This is a genomic window from Dietzia sp. ANT_WB102 (genome assembly GCF_008369165.1).
GTDB lineage: Bacteria > Actinomycetota > Actinomycetes > Mycobacteriales > Mycobacteriaceae > Dietzia.
The window spans coordinates 2,044,855-2,069,644 of the sequence record NZ_VOBA01000001.1; the positions used below are offsets into that span (position 1 = coordinate 2,044,855).

Annotated in this window: 19 protein-coding genes and 1 tRNA gene; 18 read left to right on the forward strand and 2 right to left on the reverse strand. The window is 67.7% G+C overall.

What is annotated here, in order from left to right; all coding sequences use genetic code 11:
* The first annotated feature begins 47 nt into the window (after positions 1 to 47).
* The 5 genes from FQ137_RS09410 (at position 48) to FQ137_RS09430 (ending at position 8,110) form a co-directional block, all read left to right on the forward strand.
* The gene (locus tag FQ137_RS09410; RefSeq protein ID WP_255583928.1) at positions 48 to 2,933 is read left to right on the forward strand and encodes a DEAD/DEAH box helicase; all 2,886 of its coding nucleotides are present in this window, start codon (positions 48 to 50) and stop codon (positions 2,931 to 2,933) included.
* Positions 2,930 to 3,685 (forward strand): hypothetical protein, encoded by a 756-nt coding sequence (locus tag FQ137_RS09415; RefSeq protein ID WP_149292147.1) that lies wholly within the window; start codon positions 2,930 to 2,932, stop codon positions 3,683 to 3,685. Before FQ137_RS09410 ends, FQ137_RS09415 begins: the two co-directional genes overlap by 4 nt.
* A 50-nt stretch (positions 3,686 to 3,735) precedes the next feature.
* Entirely contained in the window at positions 3,736 to 4,917 is a 1,182-nt protein-coding gene (locus FQ137_RS09420) for a metallophosphoesterase (protein WP_149292148.1), read from the forward strand.
* Between the two features lies 1 nt (position 4,918).
* Complete coding sequence (locus tag FQ137_RS09425; protein WP_149292149.1) at positions 4,919 to 7,555, forward strand: AAA family ATPase; 2,637 nt, start codon at positions 4,919 to 4,921, stop codon at positions 7,553 to 7,555.
* 75 nt (positions 7,556 to 7,630) lie between these two features.
* Positions 7,631 to 8,110 carry a MarR family winged helix-turn-helix transcriptional regulator gene (locus tag FQ137_RS09430; RefSeq protein WP_255583931.1) on the forward strand — a complete coding sequence of 160 codons (480 nt, stop codon included), beginning with the start codon at positions 7,631 to 7,633 and terminating at the stop codon, positions 8,108 to 8,110.
* Between the two features lie 61 nt (positions 8,111 to 8,171).
* Here the strand turns inward: FQ137_RS09430 and FQ137_RS09435 are convergent.
* A tRNA-Arg gene (locus FQ137_RS09435) sits at positions 8,172 to 8,244 on the reverse strand.
* A 192-nt stretch (positions 8,245 to 8,436) separates the two neighbouring features.
* Between FQ137_RS09435 and argS the strand changes: the two genes are divergently transcribed.
* The 5 genes from argS to thrB are packed head-to-tail and all read left to right on the forward strand — an operon-like array spanning position 8,437 to position 14,891.
* Positions 8,437 to 10,089 (forward strand): arginine--tRNA ligase, encoded by a 1,653-nt coding sequence (argS, locus tag FQ137_RS09440; protein WP_149292150.1) that lies wholly within the window; start codon positions 8,437 to 8,439, stop codon positions 10,087 to 10,089.
* Complete coding sequence (lysA, locus tag FQ137_RS09445; RefSeq protein WP_149292151.1) at positions 10,086 to 11,504, forward strand: diaminopimelate decarboxylase; 1,419 nt, start codon at positions 10,086 to 10,088, stop codon at positions 11,502 to 11,504. The genes argS and lysA overlap by 4 nt, the downstream gene beginning before the upstream one ends.
* Positions 11,501 to 12,853 (forward strand): homoserine dehydrogenase, encoded by a 1,353-nt coding sequence (locus FQ137_RS09450; RefSeq protein WP_149292152.1) that lies wholly within the window; start codon positions 11,501 to 11,503, stop codon positions 12,851 to 12,853. Before lysA ends, FQ137_RS09450 begins: the two co-directional genes overlap by 4 nt.
* Positions 12,850 to 13,932 carry a threonine synthase gene (gene thrC, locus FQ137_RS09455; RefSeq protein WP_149292153.1) on the forward strand — a complete coding sequence of 361 codons (1,083 nt, stop codon included), beginning with the start codon at positions 12,850 to 12,852 and terminating at the stop codon, positions 13,930 to 13,932. The genes FQ137_RS09450 and thrC overlap by 4 nt, the downstream gene beginning before the upstream one ends.
* Complete coding sequence (thrB, locus tag FQ137_RS09460; RefSeq protein WP_149292154.1) at positions 13,929 to 14,891, forward strand: homoserine kinase; 963 nt, start codon at positions 13,929 to 13,931, stop codon at positions 14,889 to 14,891. The genes thrC and thrB overlap by 4 nt, the downstream gene beginning before the upstream one ends.
* 71 nt (positions 14,892 to 14,962) lie before the next feature.
* Here thrB and FQ137_RS09465 read toward each other — a convergent pair whose 3' ends face one another.
* Entirely contained in the window at positions 14,963 to 16,750 is a 1,788-nt protein-coding gene (locus FQ137_RS09465; RefSeq protein WP_255583932.1) for a long-chain-fatty-acid--CoA ligase, read from the reverse strand.
* Positions 16,751 to 17,056: 306 nt separating this feature from the next.
* Between FQ137_RS09465 and rho the strand changes: the two genes are divergently transcribed.
* The 8 genes from rho (at position 17,057) to FQ137_RS09505 (ending at position 24,781) form a co-directional block, all read left to right on the forward strand.
* The gene (gene rho / locus FQ137_RS09470; protein ID WP_149292155.1) at positions 17,057 to 19,144 is read left to right on the forward strand and encodes a transcription termination factor Rho; all 2,088 of its coding nucleotides are present in this window, start codon (positions 17,057 to 17,059) and stop codon (positions 19,142 to 19,144) included.
* Positions 19,141 to 20,226 (forward strand): peptide chain release factor 1, encoded by a 1,086-nt coding sequence (gene prfA, locus FQ137_RS09475; protein WP_149292156.1) that lies wholly within the window; start codon positions 19,141 to 19,143, stop codon positions 20,224 to 20,226. The genes rho and prfA overlap by 4 nt, the downstream gene beginning before the upstream one ends.
* A gap of 3 nt (positions 20,227 to 20,229) precedes the next feature.
* Positions 20,230 to 21,174, forward strand: a complete 945-nt coding sequence (gene prmC / locus FQ137_RS09480; RefSeq protein ID WP_149292157.1) for a peptide chain release factor N(5)-glutamine methyltransferase — start codon at positions 20,230 to 20,232, stop codon at positions 21,172 to 21,174.
* Positions 21,171 to 21,824 (forward strand): L-threonylcarbamoyladenylate synthase, encoded by a 654-nt coding sequence (locus tag FQ137_RS09485; protein ID WP_149292158.1) that lies wholly within the window; start codon positions 21,171 to 21,173, stop codon positions 21,822 to 21,824. The genes prmC and FQ137_RS09485 overlap by 4 nt, the downstream gene beginning before the upstream one ends.
* A 3-nt stretch (positions 21,825 to 21,827) precedes the next feature.
* The gene (locus FQ137_RS09490; RefSeq protein ID WP_149292159.1) at positions 21,828 to 22,988 is read left to right on the forward strand and encodes a glycosyltransferase family 4 protein; all 1,161 of its coding nucleotides are present in this window, start codon (positions 21,828 to 21,830) and stop codon (positions 22,986 to 22,988) included.
* 10 nt (positions 22,989 to 22,998) lie between these two features.
* The gene (locus FQ137_RS09495) at positions 22,999 to 23,445 is read left to right on the forward strand and encodes a hypothetical protein (RefSeq protein ID WP_149292160.1); all 447 of its coding nucleotides are present in this window, start codon (positions 22,999 to 23,001) and stop codon (positions 23,443 to 23,445) included.
* A 270-nt stretch (positions 23,446 to 23,715) separates the two neighbouring features.
* Positions 23,716 to 24,441, forward strand: coding sequence for a F0F1 ATP synthase subunit A (atpB, locus tag FQ137_RS09500; RefSeq protein WP_255583933.1), 726 nt, complete (start codon positions 23,716 to 23,718; stop codon positions 24,439 to 24,441).
* Positions 24,442 to 24,541: 100 nt separating this feature from the next.
* Entirely contained in the window at positions 24,542 to 24,781 is a 240-nt protein-coding gene (locus tag FQ137_RS09505; RefSeq protein ID WP_107756718.1) for an ATP synthase F0 subunit C, read from the forward strand.
* Positions 24,782 to 24,790: the final 9 nt, after the last annotated feature.

The window sequence follows — 24,790 nt, forward strand, 5'->3', positions numbered from 1 at the left end:
CGGGGGACGCCCGGCCTACTGTCGGACCGGCGTGCTTACATGTGGGCGTGACCCCGACTGCCGAACCCCGACTGCACGCCGTGTGGCAATCCGGGGTCGTCGGACTCTGGTGTGAGACGGGACTGCGCAGGCCGGGTTCGATCGCTCCGGCTGCCTCCGTCACAGCTGTGGGGCGTGCGGGAGCTCCACCGGACGTGGTCCGGTCACTCGAGCAGTACTCACTGACGCACCGGATCGGAGTCCGTGTCCCGGTGGAGGGCAGGGTTCGGGCGGCGACCGTGCCCGGTATCCGGGTCTCGGTCGGAGCCGCGGTCGACCTGTGCGGGATGCTCGACACTGATGATCACTGGGTCGGGCCCGGGTTGCGTGCATTTGCGGTTCTCTCGTTAGGTGTGGCCGCTTTCGTACGCGCCGGCCACGTCGTGCCTCTCGTCGGTCGTTCCGAGGGCGGGTGGGAAGCGTCCTGGGCCCTCGCGCGGTCGCCTGTGGTGTCCGCATGGATCGCCGAGAGCCTGTCTCGGTGTCACGGACTGGTGGCGAGCCGTGAGGACCTCGACAGGCTTATCGCCGCGTTGGCCGATTGCCACGCCCGGATGGCCCTCGCATCTCTTGCAGGGGATAGGCGGAGCGAACTGGGCACCGCGCTGATCAGCGGCGGGGTCGTGGCATCGGGAGGTCAGGCTTTGGCTGACGCCGTCAACGAGTTCGGCCGAGCGGCGGCGGCGCGGGACGTCGAGGTGGTGTTCCGGATCGTCGAGCCGTCGGGCGATGACGGAGTCGGTCGGAGTGATATCTACGACGAGACCGGGAGTGGCGCGGCCGGGGAGAGTCTGTGGCGGTTGGAGGTCCTCGTGCGCACTGGTACCGATTCGCTTCGGCCATTCACCGAACTGCCCGATTCGTCCGCCGTCGGTGACGCCGTGCGCGATGTCGTCGACAGGGCGGTCCGATCGTGGTCACCGCTCGGGCGCGCCGTTACTTTCGCTGAGAGCCCGGACCTGCTGCTGCCCACCGAGCTGGTGGTCCAGTTGGTCGACGAGGGCGTGGAGTCTCTGCGGGGCAGGGGAATCGAGGTCCTGCTGCCGAGAGCGTGGACCAGGGTGAGGACCGCGGTGCGGCTCGCGGTGAGGGAACCCGGCACGGAGAACATCGACTCCGGTCGCCGCCTGGGCCTCGACCAACTGGCGGATGTGGACTGGGAGATGGTCGTTGACGACATCCCAATTGACGCAGCAGAGGCACAAATGCTTCTCGATGCGGCTTCCGACCTGGTCAAGCTCCGAGGGCAATGGGTTCGGGCGGATCCGGGAGCGCTCCGTCGGGCTGCCCGCTTCCTCGCCGCGAGGCGGGGAGGTCGGGTCACGGCCCCCAGCCTCGTCGCCGCCCTGATGTCCGAAGAGGGGGAGGGAGTAGAAATCGAGGCTCCCACGACTCTCGACTGGGTGCCGTCGTCGTCGATCCGGGTCGACCTGCCATCCTGGTTCGGCGCCACGCTACGTCCCTATCAAGTGGAGGGGGTGCGTTGGCTGGCCGCGCTGTCCAGCGCGGATGTCGGTGCCGTTCTGGCAGATGATATGGGCCTCGGCAAGACTATGCAGGTGCTCGCACTGACCGCCTCCGAGTACTCGCGGGGCCGGACCGGCCCCACCTTGGTCGTAGCTCCGCTGACCCTGGTAGCCACCTGGGCACGGGAGTCGGCGACGTTCGCCCCGGAATTGCGGGTCCACGTCCACCACGGCCCGGAACGGGAACGGGGCGCCGACGCGGTCGCACTACTCGGAGCTGCCGATCTCGTCCTGACCTCGTACGGCACCGCGACCCGGGACGCCGAGCTCCTTGCACAGGTGGCATGGCGACGCCTAGTCGCTGACGAGGCACAGACTGTCAAGAATCCCACCACCTCGGTGGCGCGGGCGGTGTCGGCGATCCCGGCAGACCACCGGATTGCGCTGACCGGGACACCGGTCGAGAACCGACTGGACGAACTGCGAGCAGTGCTGGACTTCGCCAATCCGGGGATGATGGGCTCGGCGAGCACGTTCCGCGCGCGGTTCGCGGTTCCCATCGAGTCCCACCGCGACGAGGCTGCGGCCTCGAGGTTGCGGGCATTGGCGGCCCCGTTCGTACTTCGCCGCCTCAAGTCCGACCCCAGGGTCGTCGCCGATCTGCCGGAGAAGCAGCACATCAGGGTGGATGCGCCCCTGACCCGTGAGCAGGCGACCCTGTACCGGGCGGTCGTCGAGGACATGATGGAGCAGGTCAAGGAATCCGAGGGAGCCGCCCGTAAGGGCGCCATCCTATCGGGACTGACCGCCCTGAAACAGGTGTGCAACCATCCCGCCCACTACCTCGGGGACGGCTCGGCACTCCTTCGCGGCGGCCGCCACCGCTCAGGCAAGCTCGCCGCTCTGGACGAGGTCCTCACTGAGATCATCGACGCGGGGGAGAAGGTCCTGCTGTTCACCCAGTACCGGGCGTTCGGCGATCTCATCCTGCCGCTACTCGAGCGGCGCGCTGCCACAGCGGTGCCGTTCCTCCACGGCGGTGTCACGGCCGCCGGGCGTGCACAGATGGTCGAGGAGTTCCAAGCACCGCACGGCCCTCCGGTGATGCTTGCGTCGCTACGCGCGGGTGGGACCGGCCTGACCCTTACCCAGGCGAACCATGTGGTTCACCTGGATCGCTGGTGGAACCCGGCAGTGGAGAACCAGGCGACCGATCGGGTCCACCGCATCGGCCAGACGCGGGTGGTGCAGGTGCGTACGTTGGTCGCTCCGGGGACGGTCGAAGACCGAATCGACGAACTTCTCGAGGCCAAGCGGGATCTCGCCGAGCTGACCCTGGGCCCGATGGCCGGCGCGCTGACCGAGTTGGCGGACGCAGACCTCGCCGCGCTCGTCGAGCTCACCGACGAGGGGCGGGACGAACTATGAGCGGCTCGACCGGAATCCCGGCCAGGTCGCGGGCCGGCCAGTTCGGCTCGCACATGTGGAGCAGGCGGTGGGCGAGTGACATCGAGTCCGGCATCTCCCGTGGTGACGTATACATGGCCCGCAAGGAGGCCCGTAACCACAAGGTTCTCTCCCTGGACCACTCGGGGCGGTCGGTCAGGTGTGACGTCGCCGGGAGCAGGCCCGCGCCCTTTACAGTCGAGTTCACGTTCGCACCGCTCGACGGCACGGATTCGGATGCCTTGCGGACCGCTCTCAGGCGGGAGGAGCACGGAGTTCTCGGTGCCTTGGCAGGGGACTTCTCCGACACCGTCGGATTTCTGCTGTTGCCGGCAGTCCATGGTGCGACCGCTTTTTCCTGCCACTGTCCGGTCCAGCCAGGCCCCTGCCGACACGTTCTGGCGGCGGCCTACATCATGGTCGAGTGGTGGGACGCCCGGCCGGAGGTGATGTTCGCGCTGCGGGGCCTGCGGCCCGAACAACTCGGCGCCGTCCTCCGCGGCGACGGCGACGACGACGAGATGTCCGTTGACGTGGAGGAGGCACTGTGGGGTCGGGACCCGATCCTGCCGGCCTTGCCGTCCCCTGTGCCAGCGGGTCTCGAGGACCTGCTGGACGCGCCCGTCACCCGGAGATTCGCTGCCGCGGCGACGAACGACCCGCTCGAACAACTGCGGGTGGTAGCGGACCTCGAGGACTTCCTCGACGCATTTAGCAGGTACCGACCGAGATGAGTCGCACCTCCGCTGGGGAACGTGTCGGACCCGCGACCTACGATGCGGCCATGACCAACCCACGGGACGAGGAGACCATCCGATTCCTCCACTCGGCCGACTGGCAGCTCGGGATGACCCGGCGGTTCCTCGGCGATGAATCCCAGGCCGTCTTCACTGCCGATAGGCTCGCGGCCGTAGACGCGCTCGGTAAGCTCGCCGAGCGGCACGGCACGCAGTTCGTGGTGGTCGCGGGTGACGTCTTCGAGGACAACGCGGTACCCCGATCGGTGGTACTTCGAGCAGTGGAAGCCTTGGCTGCCTTCCCGGTGCCGGTACTGGTGCTGCCGGGCAACCACGACCCATTGGACGTGTCCTCGGTATTCCGGTGCAGGGACTTTTCTCCGGCACTCGAAGGCGGTGCAGTCGTTGTCCTCGACGGTTCGGGCCCGGTCGAGGTCGTTCCCGGCGTCGAGGTGGTCGGCGTCCCCTGGACCTCCAAACGGCCCGACCCCTCACGATTGCCAGCACTACTGGCCTCGCTCGATCCCACTGACGGGGTTCGCATCCTCGTTGCGCACGGTGGCACCGACGAGATTTATGGAGGGCACTCACCGTCGGTGGAGGCGATCGCCGTGTCCACGTTGGAGGAGGCTATCGACTCCGAGCGTCTGGACTATGTGGCCCTCGGGGACCGGCACTCGGTCACCCGGGTGGGCACCGGCGGGAGGATCTGGTTCTCGGGAAGTCCGGAGACCACTGACTTCGACGACGTCGAAAAGGACTCCGGGAATGTCCTGCTCGTCGAACTCGATCGACGTGCCGCATCCGGGCACAGGGGCTCCTGTGAGGTCACGCCCTTGCGGACCGGACGATGGTCCTTCCTTGCCGTGGACGCGCAAATCGACACGGACGGTGACCTCGATTCCCTCGCCGAGAGAATCGAGACCGTGCAGGACAAGCCGCGCACCGTGCTCAAACTCGGGCTCACCGGAACCGTGGGGGTGGCCTTGCGCGCGAGGATCGACGATCTGCTGGAGACCTGGGACGCCGTGTTCGCATCCGCATACCTGCGCGAGTCCCGCACCCACCTCGTCGTGCGAGCCGACGACTCCGACTTCACAAACCTCGTGGACGGGTACGCGGGGCGCGCGGTGGGCGACCTCGTCGATATGGCAGCCACCGGCGGGGCCGATGCCGAGGACGCCGGGCACGCCCTCAGCCTGTTATATCGGCTCGTGGACGGGGGATGAGATGATTTTGCACCGACTGAAGATCGAGGACTTCCGCGGGGTGGTGCGGGAGGAGGTGGACCTGCCGCCACGAGGGGTGCTCGTGATCGAGGGGCCCAACGAGTCGGGAAAAACCAGCCTGATGGACGCATTGGAGATGCTGCTTGAGCACAAAGCCTCGTCCGGGCGAGCCGAGATCAAGGCTGCCAGCCCAGTGGGCAGGGACGTGCCCGTGGTGGTGGAGGCGGAGTTCACCGTCGACGGTGAACGAATGCGGTATCGCAAGGAGTTCGTCCGAGGTAAACGGACCTCCCTCGAGTTCCCGGGCTCGGCGCGTACGGCGTTGGCGGGCGACGACGCCCATGACTATGTCCGCGACGTGCTGGACCGCCAGGTTGACCGCTCGCTGTGGCGGGCCCTACGCATAGCCCAGGACGAGCCGCTGGGTCAGGTCGACGCATCCAAGGGGATGGACTCCCTCCGGCGCGCGCTGGACGCGGCGGCCGGCGGTGAGGACCCCACCGGTGACGACTCGCTGGTGGAGCGCGTCGCTGAGGAGCGTAATCGTTATCTGACGTCGCGACGGGGTGAACCCACCGGCGATCTGGCGCGTTCAGAAGCTCGTCTCACCGAGGCCCGGGCTGCGCTCTCCGACGCGCGAGCGCGGCACGCAGAACTCGATGCAGCTGTGGCGGACCATGAGGTCCAGTCGTCTGTCCACCGCGCAAGGCTGGAGTCGCTGGATTCACTTGATGCGGAAGTCACGAGGCTCGAGGCCGCGGGTCGTGCCGTTGCAGAACTCCGGGGCGCCTGTGCTTCCGCGGACGCCGAGGTCGACCGCGCGGTAGCCGCTCACGACGCAGTGCTCCGCGAACAGCGGGAGCGCCGCGGCCTTGTCGACAGGGCGTCGACCGAACAGCGGAGAGAGTCGGATCTGCGGGCGGAGGCGACGATGGCCGCCGAGAGACTCGAGCCGGCCCAGGAGCGGGCCAGGCGCTCGCGGACCGAACTGGACGCCGCAGAGGAGCGCGTCACTCGGGCGCGTATGCAGCTTGATGCCTTACGCGCGGTTGAGGAGCGCGACCGCAGGCGTGCGGACCTCGAGCATTTGGATCGACTCCTGGAGACTCTGACCTCGGTGGGTGAGGAGCTCCGCCGTAAGGAGGCGGAGCTCTCCGAGGTCGACGTCGCCGACGGCGCGGCCGAGGTCATCCGTCGCGCGGACGATGCGCTACGGGAAGCCGTCGTCCGGTCCGCGGCCAGCGCACCACGGGTAGAGATCGCCGGCGAGGGCGAGTTCCGGGTAGGTGGGGAAGGCCTCGATGCCTCTACCGGGTGGACGCAGGAGATTATCGAAGACACGGTCTTCGAAGTTGGAACGGTGACTCTGACCGTTGTCCCAGCAGGTGACACTGATGCCGTCCGTCGCGAGGAGAAGGCCGCGCGCGCCCATTTGGACCACCTACTCGCGGCACTGGGCGTGGAGTCATCCGCCGACGCCGAGCGCCGCGCCCGTCGTGCGGAAGCGCTGCGTGCCGAGATCGAGGCCTTGCGTCGCCGTCGAGCGGACCTGCTCGGCGATGACACCGCCGAGGACCTCTACGCGAGGCGGGACGACCTTCGCTCCTCGACCCTGGCCGAGGACTCCCCGTTTCGGCGGGAGGAAGAAGGCGGGGCGGACGAGGCCCCCCATGAGGGACCGGCAGATCCGGCGAGCGAAGCCGCCTCAGCGGAAGCCGCACTCGTCCGCTGCCGGGCGGAAGACCGCGCCGCGTCCGCCGAGGCAGAGACACTCCGGACGGAATACGCGACTCGCATTGCGCTGGCGGACGAGGCGGCCCACCGACTCAGCGAGTGCAATGCGGCGCTGACGGCCGCGCGAGATGCCGTGCCTGACCTCAAGCTGGATGAGTCGCTGGAGCAGGCGCGTGTCCGGGCCGAGGCCGCCCGCGAGAAGGCACGACAGGCGAAGACGAGGCTGGGCGAGGCGCTCGCTGACGCCCCGCCCAGCCTGCTGGAGAACGCTCGGGCTTCGCATGCTGCGTTGGCCGCCGAGGAACGCGAGTCGGCGGCAGCCGTCGCCACTGCGTTGGGCAGGGTCAACGCGATTGGCGACCAAGGGCGGCTCGACGGCGTCGCTGCCGCCGAGCGTGAACTGGAGGCGGCAGAGAGGGAGAACGCAGCGCTGTGGCGCCGTGCCCGTGCGGCGGATCTGCTTTACCGAACCCTCGCGGCCCGTCGATCGGAAGCCCTGCTTGCCTACCAGGCACCGTTCCACCGCGCGGTCGTCGAACTCGGCTCTCTCGTCTACGGACGTGACTTCGACGTCCGTCTCGGGGAGGACCTGACCATCCTGTCGAGGCGGGTCGGTGACGTCACCGTAGATTACGAATCGCTGTCCGGCGGTGCCAGGGAGCAGTTGGCGGTGATAGTGAGGATCGCGTGTGCGCGGCTTGTCGGCGACAACGGCGTTCCGGTATTCCTCGACGACACGATGGGGTACACCGACCCGTCCCGCCGACTCACCATGGGCGCAGTCATCGCAGCTGCGGCTGCAACGTCACAGGTGATCGTTCTCACCTGCGATCGCGCACGGTTCGCGGGCATCGGAGGCGCCCACACTCACGTCATGCAGAGAACCGGTGCGGGCCGAGAGTGAACAACGTCAACGGCAGAAGGTCTTCGCGCGGTGGTGGAGGAGGGGCTGAAAAAGGCGTCGTGCTGTAATAGCACCATGACAGAGACACGCTGGTTGAGCGATGACGAGCAGCGCATGTGGCGGCGGTATCGGGATGTCAACCAACTTCTCGAACTCGCGATGGAACGCCAGCTTCAGCGAGACGCCTCGATGTCTCAGTCCGATTACTCAGTTCTGGTGAGCCTCAGTGAGGCTGACCGCGCTGGATTGCGGGCTCGCGAACTCGGCGCAGACCTCGGCTGGGACCGGAGTCGGGTATCACATCAGGTCAGACGTATGGAGGGCCGCGGTCTCGTGGCCAAGGGGGAGTGCCCGGAAGACGGCCGTGGAACCGTTGTCACCCTGACAGAGGCGGGTGCCCAGGCGATCGCGGCAGTGGCCCCGAAGCACGTGGAAAAGGTGCGAGAGTTGTTCATCGACGTGCTCACCGAGCATGAAGTGCACATGCTGACGGACATCTACGAGCGGATCGTCGACCGCATCGGGGCGGTGGACGGAATCACCCGGCCGAGTTGACCCGGCGACCGAAATACGAGAAGGGCCCAGGCATTCGCCCGGGCCCTTCTCGTATATCTAGTGCCCCCGAAGGGAATCGAACCCCTGACCTTTGGTACCGGAAACCAACGCTCTATCCCCTGAGCTACGAGGGCGGGATACCGACCCCAGGGGCCGGAGGCCGGTCCAACAATAGCCACGCGTAAGCGGGCTCCGTTCGAACAGCGAGACTGATCGTAGCATCGGCTGTCGGGTGGGACCGCATCGGGCCCGAGGGTGCCCGCGCAGACCGCTTCGGCAGACGTCCGATTCCCCCCTCGACGTGCCGACACCTAGGATACGAAGACGTGACTCCCGCCGATCTCGCCGTCGTTATCCGCGCAGCCCTCATCTCCGTTCTCGCCGAGCGCGGGGCCGACACATCGGTCGTTCCGGAGACGGTGACGGTCGAGCGACCCCGCAACCCCGAACACGGGGACTACGCGACGAATATCGCCCTCCAGCTGGCCAAGAAGGTCGGCTTGGCGCCCCGCGACCTGGCGCAGGATCTCGCGACCGCATTGAGCGCTGGCCCGGGAGTGGCATCGGCGGAGATCGCCGGACCGGGATTCCTCAATATCCGTCTCGACTCAGGAGCCCAGGGGTCGCTGGTTGCGACGGTGCTGAACAGTGGCGAGACATATGGCACCGGGGACGCGATGGCCGGGCGCCGGGTGAATCTCGAGTTCGTCTCCGCGAACCCCACCGGCCCGATCCACCTGGGGGGCACCCGTTGGGCGGCGGTCGGTGACGCGCTGGGCCGGGTGCTCGAAGCCTCCGGGGCTCAGGTCACCCGCGAGTACTACTTCAACGACCACGGCTCGCAGATCGACCGCTTTAGTCGCTCGCTGGTCGCAGCGGCCCGCGGAGAGGTGACGCCGGAGGACGGGTACGCCGGGGCGTACATCCAGGACATCGCGTCGAACGTGCTCGCCGATCATCCAGACGTTTTGGACAAACCGGAGGCCGAGGCCCTGGAGACGTTCCGATCTGCCGGCGTGGATCTGATGTTCACTCACATCAAGAACTCGCTAGCCGAGTTCGGGACCGTCTTCGACGTCTACACCCACGAGAACTCGATGTTCACGTCCGGCGCGGTGGACCGTGCGATCGAGACGCTGAAGGGGAACGGGAACCTGTACGAGTCCGACGGCGCCTGGTGGCTCCGATCCACTGCGTTCGGGGACGACAAGGACCGCGTCGTGCTCAAGTCTGATGGTGACGCTGCCTACATCGCCGGGGACATCGCCTACTTCCTCGATAAACGCGAGCGCGGATTCGATCTGTGTATCTACATGTTGGGTGCAGATCACCACGGATACATCGCCCGGCTCAAGGCGGCGGCAGCCGCCCTGGGCGACGACCCGGCGACGATCGAGGTCCTGATCGGTCAGATGGTCAACCTCGTCCGGGACGGCGCTCCGATCAAGATGAGCAAGCGAGCGGGCACAGTCATCACTCTCGATGATCTCGTCGACGCGATCGGAGTGGACGCCGCACGGTACGCGTTGATCCGGTCCTCGGTCGACCAGACCATGGACATCGACCTGGAACTGTGGACGTCGGCGACAAACGATAATCCCGTCTTCTACGTGCAGTACGCGCACGCGCGCCTCTGCTCCTTGGCCCGCAACGCTGCAGACCTGGGGGTCACCACAGAGGGGGCGGACCTTTCCCTGCTCATCGAGGACAGGGAGGGTGCGCTGATCCGCACCATCGGCGAGTTCCCTCGAGTTGTCGCCAGCGCCGCGGACTTGCGCGAGCCCCACCGGGTCGCGCGGTACCTCGAGGAACTAGCCGCCGCCTACCACCGCTTCTATGACACTTGTCGGGTCCTCCCGATGGGCGATGAGGAGCCGGGCCCGCTGCACGCGGCCCGACTCGCGCTGAGCACGGCAACCCGGCAGACCCTCGCCAACGGCCTGCGCATGATCGGCGTCACCGCACCGGAGAAGATGTGAGCGCGCACCCCGCCGGGGCTCGCCACGAGGTCGCGCACGCGCCGGGTATCGGTGAACAGCCCGTCGACGCTGACGACATGATGGCCCTGGCCCCGTCCGTGTGGCCCCGGGGTGCCGAGCGCCGCGACGACGGTGTGGTCGAGTTCGCTGGCGTGACCGCGAGTGAACTCGCATCGCAGTTCGGGACTCCACTGTTCGTGATCGATGAGGACGATTTCCGCTCTCGCTGCCGCGAGATGGCGGCGGCGTTCGGTGCGGCGGAGCGAGTCCACTACGCGTCCAAGGCTTTCCTGAGCACGGAAATCGCTCGCTGGGTCGCCGAGGAGGGATTGGGTTTGGACGTCGCCTCGGGCGGTGAACTCGCGATCGCTCTGAAGGCCGGGTTCCCGACCGAGCGGATCACTGTCCACGGCAACAACAAGTCGGCGGACGAGCTGCGACTCGCCGTGCGCAGTGGCGTCGCGCACATAGTGATCGATGCGATGTCGGAGATTGAGCTGCTCGACAGGATCGCCGGCGAGGAGGGCGTCGTCCAGGATGTCTTCATCCGGGTCACGGTGGGCGTCGAAGCTCACACCCACGAGTTCATCGCGACCGCCCACGAGGACCAGAAGTTCGGCTTCTCGCTCGCGGGAGGCGCGGCGATGCAGGCAGTGCACGCGGTGTTTAACGCGCCGAACATCCGGCTGACCGGACTGCATAGCCACATCGGCTCCCAGATCTTCGATATCGACGGGTTCGAACTCGCTGCGCGCCGGGTGATCGGTCTCCTGCGAGACATCGTCGACGAGTTCGGGACTGAGCGAACCGCCCAACTCGACCACCTCGATCTCGGAGGCGGTCTCGGCATCAGCTACGTTCCGTCGGACGATCCACCGCCGGTGGCCCAACTGGCGGCGGCACTCAGGGAGATCGTTGAGGGGTTCGCCAGGGACGCCGGGCTCGTACCTCCGACCCTCGTTGTCGAACCTGGTCGCGCCATCGCCGGCCCGGGAACGGTGACCCTGTACGAGGTGGGCGTGGTCAAGGACGTCCAGCTGGCGGGCGGGGAGAGCAGGCGCTACGTCAGCGTCGACGGGGGGATGAGCGACAACATTCGTACGGCTCTGTACGACGCCGTCTATGACGCCCGACTCGTAGGACGCTCCTCGGGCGCCGACCCGGTTCTGTCCAGGTTGGTCGGTAAGCACTGCGAGAGCGGCGACGTCGTCGTCCGAGACTTGTGGATGCCGGAGGACATCGGCGGCGGCGACCTGGTGGCCGTTGCGGCGACGGGAGCGTACTGCTATTCCATGTCGAGTCGCTACAACATGATCGGGCGCCCCGCCGTGGTGGCAGTGCGCGACGGGCGGGCACGATTGGTGCTGCGCCGTGAGACCCTGGACGATCTGACGAGCCTGGAGGTGGGACAGTGAGCGACGCATCCGCGTCAGGCGTGCGACCCGTGGGGGTGGCGGTGCTCGGGATGGGTACCGTCGGAACCGAGGTCATCCGCTATATGACAGAGAACGCCGACGCACTGGCGGCCCGCATCGGCGCGCCACTGGCACTGCGTGGTGTGGCGGTCCGCGATCTCAGCCGGGATCGCGGGCTCGACCCGGACCTGCTCACCGCCGACCCGTCGTCATTGGTGTCCCGCGACGACGTCGATATCGTCGTGGAACTCATGGGCGGAATCGATGTACCGCGTCCACTCCTGCTCGAAGCACTGCGCCACGGTAAGGCCGTGGTGACGGCCAACAAGGCCCTACTGGCGGAGTACACGGACGAGCTGGCGGCGATGGCCGACTCAACCCACACCGACCTGTATTTCGAGGCGGCGGTGGCCGGTGCGATCCCGGTGATCGGCCCGCTGCGACGATCGATGGCCGGGGACCAAGTGGAACGCGTGGTGGGTATCGTCAACGGCACCACCAACTACATCCTGTCCGAGATGGGGTCGACCGGCGCCGACTACTCGGAGACCCTCGCCGAGGCGTCTCGTCTCGGGTACGCCGAGGCCGATCCCACGGCTGATGTCGAGGGATACGACGCCGCCGCCAAGGCTGCGATCCTCGCCTCCATCGCGTTCCACAGCCGGGTCACGGCCGGGGACGTGTACCGCGAGGGGATCTCGCGGATCTCACCGGACGATTTCGAGTCCGCTCGCGATATGGACTGCACTATCAAGTTGCTGGCGATCTGCGAGAAGCTCACCCAGTCCGACGGGACCGAGGCCGTCTCCGCGCGCGTCTACCCGGCACTGTTGCCCACCAGCCACCCGTTGGCGACGGTGAACGGGGCGTTCAACGCCGTCGTCGTCGAGGCGGAGGCCGCCGGACGACTCATGTTCTACGGGCAAGGCGCCGGGGGATCACCGACCGCGTCCGCGGTACTGGGAGACATGGTCGCCGCCGCCCGAAACAAGGTCGGTGCCGGCCGCGCTCCGGGTGAGTCCACGTACGCCGCCCTGCCGGTGGCGTCGATGGATGAGATCTCCACGCGGTACCACGTGCGCATGCGGGTCGCCGACAAGCCGGGCGTCCTCGCAATGGTCGCCGCCGAGTTCTCGCGACACGGCGTGTCCATCGCGCAGGTCCGACAGACCGAGGTCGAGGTACCGGAGTCCGAGCTAGACGATGTGGAGCCCACCGCCGAGCTCACGGTACTGACCCACCGCGCTTCCGAACGCGCTCTCTCCGACACCGTGGCCGCGCTGTCGGACCAGGACGCCGTCACGGCCATCACCAGCGTCATCCGTCTCGAGGGAGTAGACACCGAATGAGCAACACCCACCAGCCCGTGCATATCAGGTGGCCAGGCCTAATCGAGGCCTACCGGGACCGTCTCCCGATCGGTGACGACTGGGAGCCGGTCACGCTCTACGAGGGCGGGACCCCGCTCATTCGCGCGACGCACCTCTCCGCGGTCACCGGTTGTGAGGTGTACCTCAAGGTCGAGGGCCTCAACCCGACCGGTTCTTTCAAGGACCGCGGCATGACCATGGCGGTAACGGACGCGAAGGCGCGTGGCCAGAAGGCCGTCCTCTGCGCCTCCACCGGCAACACGTCGGCCTCGGCTGCCGCCTATGCCACCCGGGCCGGTATGGGCTGCGCAGTGCTCATCCCGCAGGGCAAGATCGCCGCCGGCAAGCTCGCCCAGGCCGTGATGCACGGAGCCACCATCATTCAGGTCGACGGCAACTTCGACGACTGCCTGGAGTTGGCGCGAAAGACCACCGCCACCTACGGCGAGATCGGATTGGTCAACTCGGTCAACCCGGTACGGATCGAGGGCCAGAAAACCGCGGCGTTCGAGATCGTCGACGTTCTCGGCCGTGCACCCGACCTGCACTTCCTACCCGTCGGCAATGCAGGCAACATCACCGCCTACTGGAAGGGCTACACCGAGTACCACGCCGACGGCGTCATCTCGTCCCGACCGCGGATGATGGGCGTGCAGGCCGCCGGCGCCGCACCGCTCGTCGACGGCGCTCCCGTCAAGAACCCCGAGACCATCGCCACCGCCATCCGAATCGGTGCCCCGGCCTCGTGGGACGGCGCGATGACCGCCCGCGACGAGTCCGGTGGGACGATCCGCAAACGCACCGACGACCAGATTCTCGAGGCATACCGAACGGTCGCGGGTAAGGACGGCGTCTACGTTGAGCCCGCTTCAGCGGCGTCCGTGGCGGGGCTGCTCGACGCGCATGCCAATGGCGAGCTCGAGGCCGGACAGACCATCGTCTGCACGGTGACCGGTAATGGCCTGAAGGACCCGGACACCGCCCTGCTCGGGATGCCCGAGATCGAGCCGATCCCGGTGGATCCGTCGGCGGTCGCAGGCGCCCTCGGCCTCCAGTGAGCGACGTGAACGGACCCGGCCCGGAGGTCTTCGGCAGTTCCGGCGGGCGCATCCTGCCGGTGGGGCGCACGGTCACGGTCGAGGTGCCGGCGTCGAGCGCCAACCTGGGGCCGGGTTTCGACGCCCTTGGTGTTGCACTTGGCCTGTACGACTCCATCACTGTGACCACTATCGAGTCCGGCCTCGAGCTCGAGGTGTCGGGGGAGGGCGCCGGTCAGGTACCCGAGGACGCCTCGCACCTGGTCGCCAAGGCGGTCGAGGCCGGGCTACGGGCCGGCGGTGTGGGGGTGCCCGGCGTGCGGATCTCCTGCCGCAACGCCATCCCGCACTCGCGGGGTCTCGGATCGTCGGCGTCCGCCGCGGTAGGGGGATTGGTCGCCGCGAACGGGCTGATGGGCGGGGTGCTGTCCGATGAGCACCTGGTCCAGCTGTCGAGCGAGTTCGAGGGACACCCGGACAATGCCGCGGCAAGCGTCCTCGGCGGTGTCGTGGTGTCGTGGACGGAACGTTCGGAAACCGGCGTGCACTACCACGGGGTTCGTATGAAGGTGGATCCCGCGATCGTCGCCACAGTATTGGTACCGTCCGAGACGTCGTCCACCGCGCAGACGCGGGGTTTGCTCCCGGCCACGGTTCCGCACGAGGATGCGGCCTTCAACGCCAGCCGGGCTGCACTGATGTCGGTCGCGCTGGCGGCTCACCCCGAGTACCTTCTGGCTGCGACCGAGGATCGGCTGCACCAGTCCTATAGGGCCCCGGCCCTGGTGGCCACGACCGAGTGGGTCACCCGTCTGCGAGAGCTGGGGCTGGCGGCGACGGTCTCCGGAGCCGGCCCGACCGTGCTGGTGTTGGGTACCGACGGTTTGCCGGCGGACCTGCGCGGGCACGCAGAGGAGCAGGGGTGGACGGTGCTAGATCTGCATATCGCGGACGGCGCCCGAGTTGTGGCGATGGACTGACCTCCGGGTCGTGACTGACGCCACCTGGACTTTCTGGGCCGCGTATCGTCTGCCCGCGCCGCGCCGAGGGGTCAGCCCGGCGCACCGGGGGCGATAGTCGTGACCTCGTAGTCGCCCGCGGCGTGGCGGGCACGGATCGTGATCTTGTCGAACTTGCCTACCGTGGTCTGGGGGACGTGGTCGACGAACGCCCAGTGGTCCGGGCGTTTCCAGGTGTCCACGATGCCCTCCAAGCCTTCCCAGAGCGCGCGGGCGGTCACGGTCGTCCCGGTCTTGAGCTGAACCAGCACCAGCGGTCGGTTTCCCCAGCGTTCGTCCGGCACGCCCACCACAGCCGCGTCCGCGACGCGGTCGTCGAGCAGGATCGCGTGTTCGAGTTCCACTGTGGAGATCAGCTCGCCCCCGGAGGCGATAATGTCGTCTACCCGGTCCACCACGTCGAGATAACCCTTGGGGGAGATGCTCGCCACATCACCGGTACGCAGCCAGCCGTCGACGAACCGATCGGAGGCCTCGTCGCCAAGGTACCGGGCGGTCACCCATGGACCCCGTATCTGTAGTTCTCCGACGGACCACCCGTCGTTGGGCTGGACTCGTACGCCGTCGATGATGCGGGCCTCCACTCCGGCGGGGAATCGTCCCTGGCCGAGGATCTGCGCGCGCCGGCGGGTGGCCGAGGAGTGGGGGTCGGGGCGCGCGTACGCCGCGATGGGACTGGACTCGGTGAGCCCGTATGCCTGCATGATGGTGACCCCGTGGCGCTCGACGAATGCGTCGAACAGGGCCTCCGAGACGGGGGAGCCTCCGACGAGCACCTCGCTGAGATGGCTGATCGGCTGTGGGTGACTCTCCAGGTGCCGAAGGAGTCGTTGAAGGGTGGCCGGAGTGGTGGCCAGCTTGTTAGGTCGATACGTGCGGAGGAGTTCGGCCATGTCGTGCCCGGTGCTCATGACGCGACCCGGGCGAGGTCGGGCCGTGATGAGGCTGGCACCGGTCATTAACGCGGCGTAGGGCAGACCCCAGGCCATGACGTGGTACATCGGCACGGTCGTCAGGACGGTGTCGCCGCTGCGTAGGGCGGCGCTCTCGGCCATGGCCATCTGCATCGAGTGGAGCCAGATGGAGCGGTGGGTGTATGCCACGCCCTTGGAGGCGCCGGTGGTGCCGGAGGTATAGGCGATCACCGCGGCGGAACGTTCGTCGAGTGCTGGCCACGGGTAGGTGGTGGGCCGGGCGTCAAGGATGGATTCGAGTGCGTGGACCTCGGCGTCGATGTCGACGAGGTCGGGGACCAGCTGACTGTCGATGACGACGAGATGGCGCAGTGAATCGACCTGTGCGACCACAGGGAGCACGGAGGGGAGTAGTTCGGGGTCCACCAACGCGACGCGCACCCGGTTCTCGCTCAACACCGTGATCATGAACTCCGGTGAACGGAGGGTGTTGACCGGCAGGGCCACGGCGCCCATCGCGGGGATGGCGAACATCGCCTCGACGACCTCGGTGCGACTGCCCGAAAGGATGCCTACGACGTCACCGGCCCGCACCCCGAGCTCGGCGAGCGCGTGCGCGGTTGCCGCCGCACGCGAGGCCACGACGTCGTACCGTGCGGGTCTGGGTTCCATGTCGCCGACGAACCCGGTGATGGTGGAATCGCCGTGTCGTTCGGCCGCGTGCTCGAGGATCCTGGACACGAGAAGTGGCGTGTCCAGCATTGTTCCGAACACGGTCACCTCCGGGGTCGAGTGGGCCCTTGTCGTGGGGTGTACGTTACCGCCCGCGCTCAGCGCGGCGGGCGACAGTCGCGACTCGCGGTAGGGGAACTGCGCGAGATCGGCCACCTGGTAGTATGGTGTCACTTAGCCACGGGCGCCCGGTCGTCCCATCATTCCGTGTTCTTGCGCGAAGCCCCCTCTGTAGTAGGTCGGTGTCGCGGGAGTCGGTTTCGTTGGGAGCGGTCCAACGGTGAGTGGCGTACAGGGATCCCCCTGTTGAGCGGTTTTTCCCTCACGAGGATCCCCCTCAGACGAAAGATCCGTGTCCGGCCCGGTTGCCGCCACGGAAGGCCGTAGCGGCCACCCCGGGACGCCGAGTCCGCTTCCCGGACACCTGCTCGATGCGAGGCGGCGTAGACCGCCCCGGCCCCGGGCCCAGAAAGGATCCCCGTGACCTCGACGGACACCACTTCCACGCCAGCGCAGGGCGCCTCGCTCTCCGCGATGCGCCTGACCGATCTCAAGTCGCTTGCCCAGCAGATGGGCCTCAAAGGCCTTTCAGGCAAGCGAAAGGGCGATCTCGTCGCGATGATCGAGGGCGCCCGGGGCGGCCGGGCCGCTCCGGCACGTGAAGCCGCCCCGAAATCAGAACTTTCGGGGCAGAGTGCGCCTGCGGCGAAGTCAGAGTCGGCGGGGCGCACCGAGGCCGACCAGAAGACGGAGCCGGCTCCCCAGAACGAGCCGGCTCCCCAGAACGAGCCGGCCTCGCGAGAGGCGTCCGGACGAAGCGGCGAGACTGCCCCACACCGCGGGTCCGGCCGACGGGTCAGCGACGACACTGTGGGCGCTGACAGGCCACGCGACGGTGCGGACAAGCCTCGTGGGGGGGCCGACGACTCCAACCCGGACCGGTCCGGCGGCGACGATGGTTCGCGGGACGACGGGCGCGGCCAGGGGGACCGGTCGCGCCGCGATGACGGTAACGGTGGTGGACAGCGCCAGGGTCGTAACCAGCAGGGGCGCGATCAGCAGGGCGGTCGCAGCCGTGAACAGCAGGGTGGCCGCAACGATCAAGGCAACCAGGGCGGCCGCAACCAGGGCGGCCGTGACGACCAGGGCAACCAGGGCGGCCGCAACCAGGGCGGCCGTGACGACCAGGGCAACCAGGGCGGCCGCAACCAGGGCGGCCGTGACGATCAGGGCGACGGCGGCGACAGCGGTCCCCGCGGTGACGGCCAGAACCGGGATGACGACGGCGGCGGTCGCGGTCGTCGCAGCCGACGCCGTCGCGAGCGCAACCGCGGTGGGGGCCGACCAGTCGAAGGCGAGACCGAGGTGCGGGAGGACGACGTCCTTCAGCCGGTCGCGGGCATTCTCGACGTTCTGGACAACTACGCGTTCGTCCGCACGTCCGGCTACCTGGCGGGGACCAACGATGTCTACGTTTCGATGAACATGATCCGTCGACACGGCCTGCGTCGTGGAGACGCTGTCACCGGCGCGGTGAAGATGCCCCGCGACGGTCAGAGCGACGGCCAGGGCGGCGGGCAGGGTGGTGGCCAGGGCGGCGGCAAGAATCGCCAGAAGTTCAACCCTCTGGTCCGCATCGACACGGTCAACGGCGGTCCGGTGGACCAGTTGCGTAACCGTCCGGACTTCTCCAAGCTCACCCCGCTCTACCCCAATCAGCGACTGCGGCTCGAGACCGAGAAGAACATCATCTCCACCCGCGTGATCGATCTCATCATGCCGATCGGCAAGGGACAGCGCGCCCTCATCGTGTCGCCGCCCAAGGCCGGTAAGACCACGATCCTGCAGAACATCGCGAACGCCATCGCGATCAACAACCCGGAATGCCACCTCATGGTCGTCCTCGTCGACGAGCGGCCGGAGGAGGTCACCGATATGCAGAGATCGGTGAAGGGGGAGGTCATCGCCTCGACCTTCGACCGCCCGCCGTCAGACCACACGCAGGTCGCCGAGCTGGCCATCGAGCGCGCCAAGCGACTGGTCGAGATGGGGCAGGACGTCGTCGTCCTCCTCGACTCCATCACGCGACTAGGTCGCGCATACAACAACTCTTCGCCTGCGTCAGGGCGGATCCTGTCCGGCGGTGTTGACTCGACGGCCCTGTATCCGCCCAAGAGATTCCTCGGAGCAGCCCGCAACATCGAGAACGGCGGCTCGCTGACGATCATCGCCACGGCGATGGTCGAAACCGGTTCAGCCGGTGACACGGTGATCTTCGAGGAGTTCAAGGGCACCGGCAACGCCGAACTCAAACTGGACCGACGCATCGCCGAGCGGCGCGTCTTCCCAGCAGTCGACGTGGGACCGTCCGGCACCCGAAAGGAAGAGCTACTCATGAGCCCCGAAGAGGCGGGCATCATGCACAAGCTCCGTCGAGTCCTGTCGGGACTGGACTCGCACCAGGCCATCGACCTGCTCATGTCGCAGTTGCGCAAGACCAATACCAACTACGAATTCCTGCTGCAGGTGGCGAAGACGACGCCCACTCTGCCTCAGGACGAGGAGTGAGCGGGAGCGCCGGACGTTCGCCGTCATCGATCGACGACGTCCTCGCCGAGTACGCAGGCCTCGAGGCGCAATTGTCTGACCCGGCGCTGCACGAGGACGCCGCTGCTGCCAGGCGGGTCGGCAAGAGGTTCGCTGAACTCACCCCGATCGTGCAGTGCCATCGCGCGCTCGTCTCCACCCGCGATGACGCCGCCGCGGCCGAGGAGTTGGCCGACGACGACTCTTCGTTCGCGCAGGAGGCAGAGCGATTGGAAATCCAGGCCGCCGAACTCGAAACCCGCCTCGCGGACCTTCTGGCGCCGCGCGATCCACACGACGCTGACGACGTCGTCATGGAGATCAAGTCGGGGGAGGGCGGCGAGGAATCAGCCCTGTTCGCCGCCGACCTGGCCCGCATGTACACCCGATACGCAGAGAAGCACGGGTGGGTCGTCGAGGTCCTCGGTCTGACCGAGTCCGACCTCGGCGGATATAAGGATGCCTCGTTCTCCATCCGCTCCCGCCAGCCGTCCCGCGACGGGGTGTGGTCCCGCCTCAAGTTCGAGGGCGGGGTCCACCGGGTCCAGCGGGTGCCGGTCACCGAGTCTCAGGGCCGTGTACACACCTCGGCAGCCGGCGTACTCGTCTACCCCGAGCCCGAGGACGTGGGCCCGATCCAGATCGATGATTCCGACCTGCGCATCGACGTCTACCGGTCGTCAGGAAAAGGCGGGCAGGGCGTAAACACCACCGACTCGGCGGTGCGGATCACCCACCTGCCCACGGGCACGGTCGTCACGTGTCAGAACGAGCGCAGTCAGTTGCAGAACAAGCAACGCGCGATGCAGGTCCTGGCGGCTCGGCTCCAGGCCGCCGCCGAGGAAGCGGCCAGCGCGGAGGCGTCGGAGGGCCGCGCGACCCAGGTGCGGACCGTCGACCGCTCGGAACGCATCCGCACGTACAACTTTCCCGAGAACCGCATCGCAGACCACCGGGTGGGTTTCAAGGCGCACAACCTCGACTCGGTTCTCGATGGGGACCTCGACGCGGTGCTGGAGGCGCTCGCCGCAGAAGAACGACGGCGCCGCATGGAAGAGGCGTAGGCCGTGAACCCGCGCCCGGTCCCCGTCGCGGGGGTCGTACGCTCGGCCGCCCGGACGCTGAGCGCGGCGGGCGTGGATTCCGCGCACGTCGAGGCCCAACTCGTCTGCGCCCATGTTCTCGGTATCGACCGCAGCCGACTCATGTTCGCCGATGACGTCGACGCCGCCGCGGTGTCCGAGATCGAACAGCTCGTCGCCGCACGCGCCCGCGACCGGACGCCGCTCCAATACCTGCTCGGGAGGGCGGTGACGGGGCGGCTCGAGTTGGCTGTGGGGCCCGGCGTGTTCATCCCACGGCCGGAGACCGAATTGCTCGCCGAGTGGATACTCGCGGCCCTGCCCGCGCCCGGCGACGGGCCCGGCCCAGTCGTGGTAGACCTCTGCGCCGGAAGCGGCACCCTCGCGCTGGAGATTGCCCACGCCCGACCCGACGCCCACGTCCACGCAGTGGAATTGCATGACGCCGCGCTGAGCTGGCTGCGTCGCAACGCCGACGAGCGCGCCGCCGCGGGGGACACCCCGATCGAGGTTCACCACACCGACGCCACTGACCCCCGAGCGCTCCCACACCTGCGGGATCGGGCTGCCGCCGTGGTATCGAATCCGCCATACATCCCGTTCACTGATGATCTGCCCGCCGACGTGCTCATGCACGAGCCGGCCACCGCGTTGTTCGGTGGTGGTGACGGTCTCGCCGTCGTCACCCCCCTCGTCGACGTCGCCGCGGCACTCCTCGCCCCGGGGGGTCACCTCGCCGTCGAGCACGACGACACCACCGGCCCTGCGGTCGCCGCGGTCGTGTCGGCGCAAGGGGCCTTCGGTACCGTGGAGCAGCACACCGACCTCGCCGGCCGACCACGGTTCGTCACCGCGACCCGATTCGACGCGGGCCACGGTGACGACGACGGCGAGGTCGTCACGACAGCCCGGAAGGGGATCACCCGGTGACCATCACCTACGACTGCACCGAGGACACCGGCCGCGAGGTCGGCCTCAGCTCCGCGGCCGGCGCACTGCGCGCGGGACGGCTGGTCGTGACCCCCACGGACACGCTCTACGGCATCGCCGCCGATGCGTTCGACCCGGACGCTGTTAACCTCCTGCTCTCCGCCAAGCGCCGCGGCCCCGATATGCCGGTGCCGGTCCTGGTGGGGTCGTGGGAGACCATCGACGGCCTGGTCGTGAGCACCCCGGCCGCCGGTCGCGACCTCATCCGTGCCTTCTGGCCGGGCGGGCTGAGCCTCATCGTCCACCAGGCGCCGTCTCTGGGGTGGAACCTCGGCCACACCCAGGGAACGGTGATGCTCCGCATGCCGCTCCACCCCGTCGCCATCGAGCTCCTGCGGGACGTCGGGCCGCTCGCGGTCTCGAGCGCCAACGTCTCCGGCCAGTCGCCCGCCACGACGGCCGCCCAGGCTCGCGAGCAGCTCGGAGATTCGGTGGCGGTCTACCTCGACGGCGGGCCCTGTGCGATCGGGCAGCCCTCGACGATCGTCGACCTCACCGGTCCCGGCCCGCGCATCGTCCGCGAGGGAGCGGTGACCGCCGAGCGCGTCGGAGAGGTCCTCGGCGTCGAGCCCGCGGCCCTGCGAGGCTGAGCTGTGGGCGTCGGGATCCCGTTCCGGGAGCTCCTGCTCATCGCAGTCACCGCCGGCCTCGTCACCTTCGTCGTCACCGGGCTGGTCAGGGGAGTGGCACCCGCGATCGGCGGGTTGGCATATCCGCGTGAGCGAGACGTTCACGTGGTCCCCACCCCTCGGCTTGGCGGGGTGGGCATCTTCACCGGGATGCTCGTCGCCGTCTACCTGGCCGCCCAGCTGCCAGCACTGAACCGAGCCTTCCCGCCCTTCGCCCCCGACGTCGAGGCCACCATCGTCGCCGGCGGCGTCATCGTGCTGGTCGGGATCGTCGACGACATCCTCGGGCTCGGAGCGGTCACCAAACTCGCCGGTCAGGCAGCAGCGGCTGGCGTCCTGGTGGCCATGGGCGTGTCCTGGACCTTGCTGTACATCCCATTCGGGGACGGCAACATCCTCGTGCTCGACCAGCTTCAGGCGGGACTGCTGACCGTGGTCTTCACGCTGACGATCGTCAACGCGATGAACTTCGTGGACGGACTCGACGGCCTCGCGGCCGGGCTGGGAACAATCGCCGCCACGGCGATCTGTGTGTTCTCCGTGGGGATCATGCTCGACCAGGGTGGGACCGTCGGGGCATACCCACCGGCCCTGGTCACCGCGGTCCTTGCCGGCGCTCTCATCGGCTTCCTACCCCACAACTTCCAGCCCGCCCGGATTTTCATGGGCGACTCGGGGTCGATGCTCATCGGGCTGGTGCTCGCGGCCGCCTCGACCAGCGCATCAGGAAAAATCTCGCAGAGCCTCTACGGGCCCCAGGACATGATCGTCCTGCTCTCGCCCGTGATCGTGGTCGCGGCGGCGATGTTCGTGCCGATGCTCGACCTGGTCATGGCCGTGGTCCGTCGCGTCGGGGCTGGCCGAAGCCCTTTCGCCCCCGACAAGATGCACCTGCACCACCGTCTCCTCGCGTTGGGACACTCCCACCGGAGGGTCGCATTGGTCATCTACGCGTGGGTCTCCCTCATTGCGTTCGGGGCAGTCGGAGCGACGATGCTGCCCACCGAGGTGATCGTCCCCCTGGTCGGGGCGGGCCTCATCTCCGTCCTGGCCGCGACGCTCGTGCCCCGGTTGCGTAACTCCCGGGCCGAGGACCACTCGGGGGAAAAACGGAGCCCCCGCTAGGCTGCACGGCATGACCGATGCTCCCACCCCCACAGACCAGACCGCCGAGAGTCCGCACACCGCAGCGCTCCGCAGGGCCGTCCGACTCGGCACCCTGGTACTCGCGATGCTCGCGGTGGTCAGCGCGGTGGTGTGGATCCTCATCGATGGCGTGCCGGGCCTGTGGGGAGCACTCATGGGTGCCGCGATCGGTGGAGCGTTCGTCCTCACGACGGCGATAGTCGTGATCGCCACCGCGCGCTCGGCGCCCCAGACCACCGCAGCGGTCCTGTTGGGGACCTGGTTGCTCAAGCTGGTCGTGGCGATCGGCGTGGTCGCCGCGTTGGACCGATTCGACTTCTACTCCCGACCGGCCCTGGCGGTCACCATCATCGCCGCGCTCATCGTGGTCTTGGCAGGGGAGACGTGGGCGATCCTCAAGACAAGGGCCCCCTATGTGGAACCCACCACGCCCTGATTGGTCCCCCTGCCGTGGCGTACCGAGACCGGGGTGTTATCCTCTAGGACGGTGAGACGAGCACGTCACCGGGCTGCCACGTGGCTTGATGGTGATCGCGCACTGACCCGATCCGGCCGCGACATCCGGGCCAATTCGTACCGAACGCGCTGGGGCGCCTGACGCCCGACACGACCAGGGGAGAACACACTGAGTACCACGCTTCTGGCCTTCAAAGGCGAGTTCCATCCCCCGAACATCGATAGGGAGTTCTTCCCTACCACCCAGTGGTTGACGGGCTTCGCCGGTGACGGCTTCGTGCTTGACCGACTGATGCTCGTCCGTCTGCTCATGTCGGTCGTGCTCCTGGCCTTCTTCGTCATCGCGATGCGGAACCCGAAACTGGTACCGCGCGGGGTGCAGAATGTTGCCGAGATCTGCCTCGACTTCGTCCGGGTCCACGTCTCGGAGGAGATCCTCGGCAAGGAGCAGGGACGACGCTTCCTGCCGATCATCGCCACGATCTTCTTCGCGGTGCTGGCGATGAACCTGCCCACCGTCATTCCGGGTCTGAACGTCTCACCGAACGCACGGATCGGTTTCCCGCTGGTCCTCGCTCTGCTGGGATATGTGACCTTCATCTATGCCGGTTCCCGCCGTTACGGTTTCGCCCGGTTCATCAAGGCGAGCGTCGTGATCCCCAATCTGCCGCCGGCCCTGCACCTGCTCGTGGTGCCGATCGAACTGGTCTCGACCTTCATCCTCCGCCCGGCCACGCTGACAATCCGTCTCATGGCCAACATGCTCGCTGGCCACCTGATCATCGTTCTTCTCTTCAGTGCGTCGAACTTCTTCTTCTGGCAGCTGAACGGCTGGACCATCCTGTCCGCCGGCATCTCCGCGCTGTCGATCGTGTTCACGCTGTTCGAGCTCCTGGTGATCTTCTTGCAGGCATACATCTTCGCTTTGCTGGTCGCCGTCTACATCGACAGTGCGCTCCACGCGGAGAACCACTAGAACCCGGGCCTTCCGGCCTGACACGACCACCTGTCAACCAGACAACCCACGTCCGACCGGTGCGGAATCACCCGCGCCGGCCATCTGAAAGGGAAACCCCATGGACATCGTCACTCTCGCCCAGGCCACCGAGCAGACCGTGAGCGGCTACGGCGCGATCGGCTACGGCCTCGCCGCCATCGGCCCCGGCATCGGCATCGGCATCCTCGTCGGTAAGACGGTCGAGGGCATGGCCCGTCAGCCCGAGATGGCCGGCACCCTGCGTACCACGATGTTCCTCGGCATCGCCTTCACCGAGGCGCTCGCCCTGATCGGTATCGTCGCCGGCTTCCTGTTCTGATCGCGACAC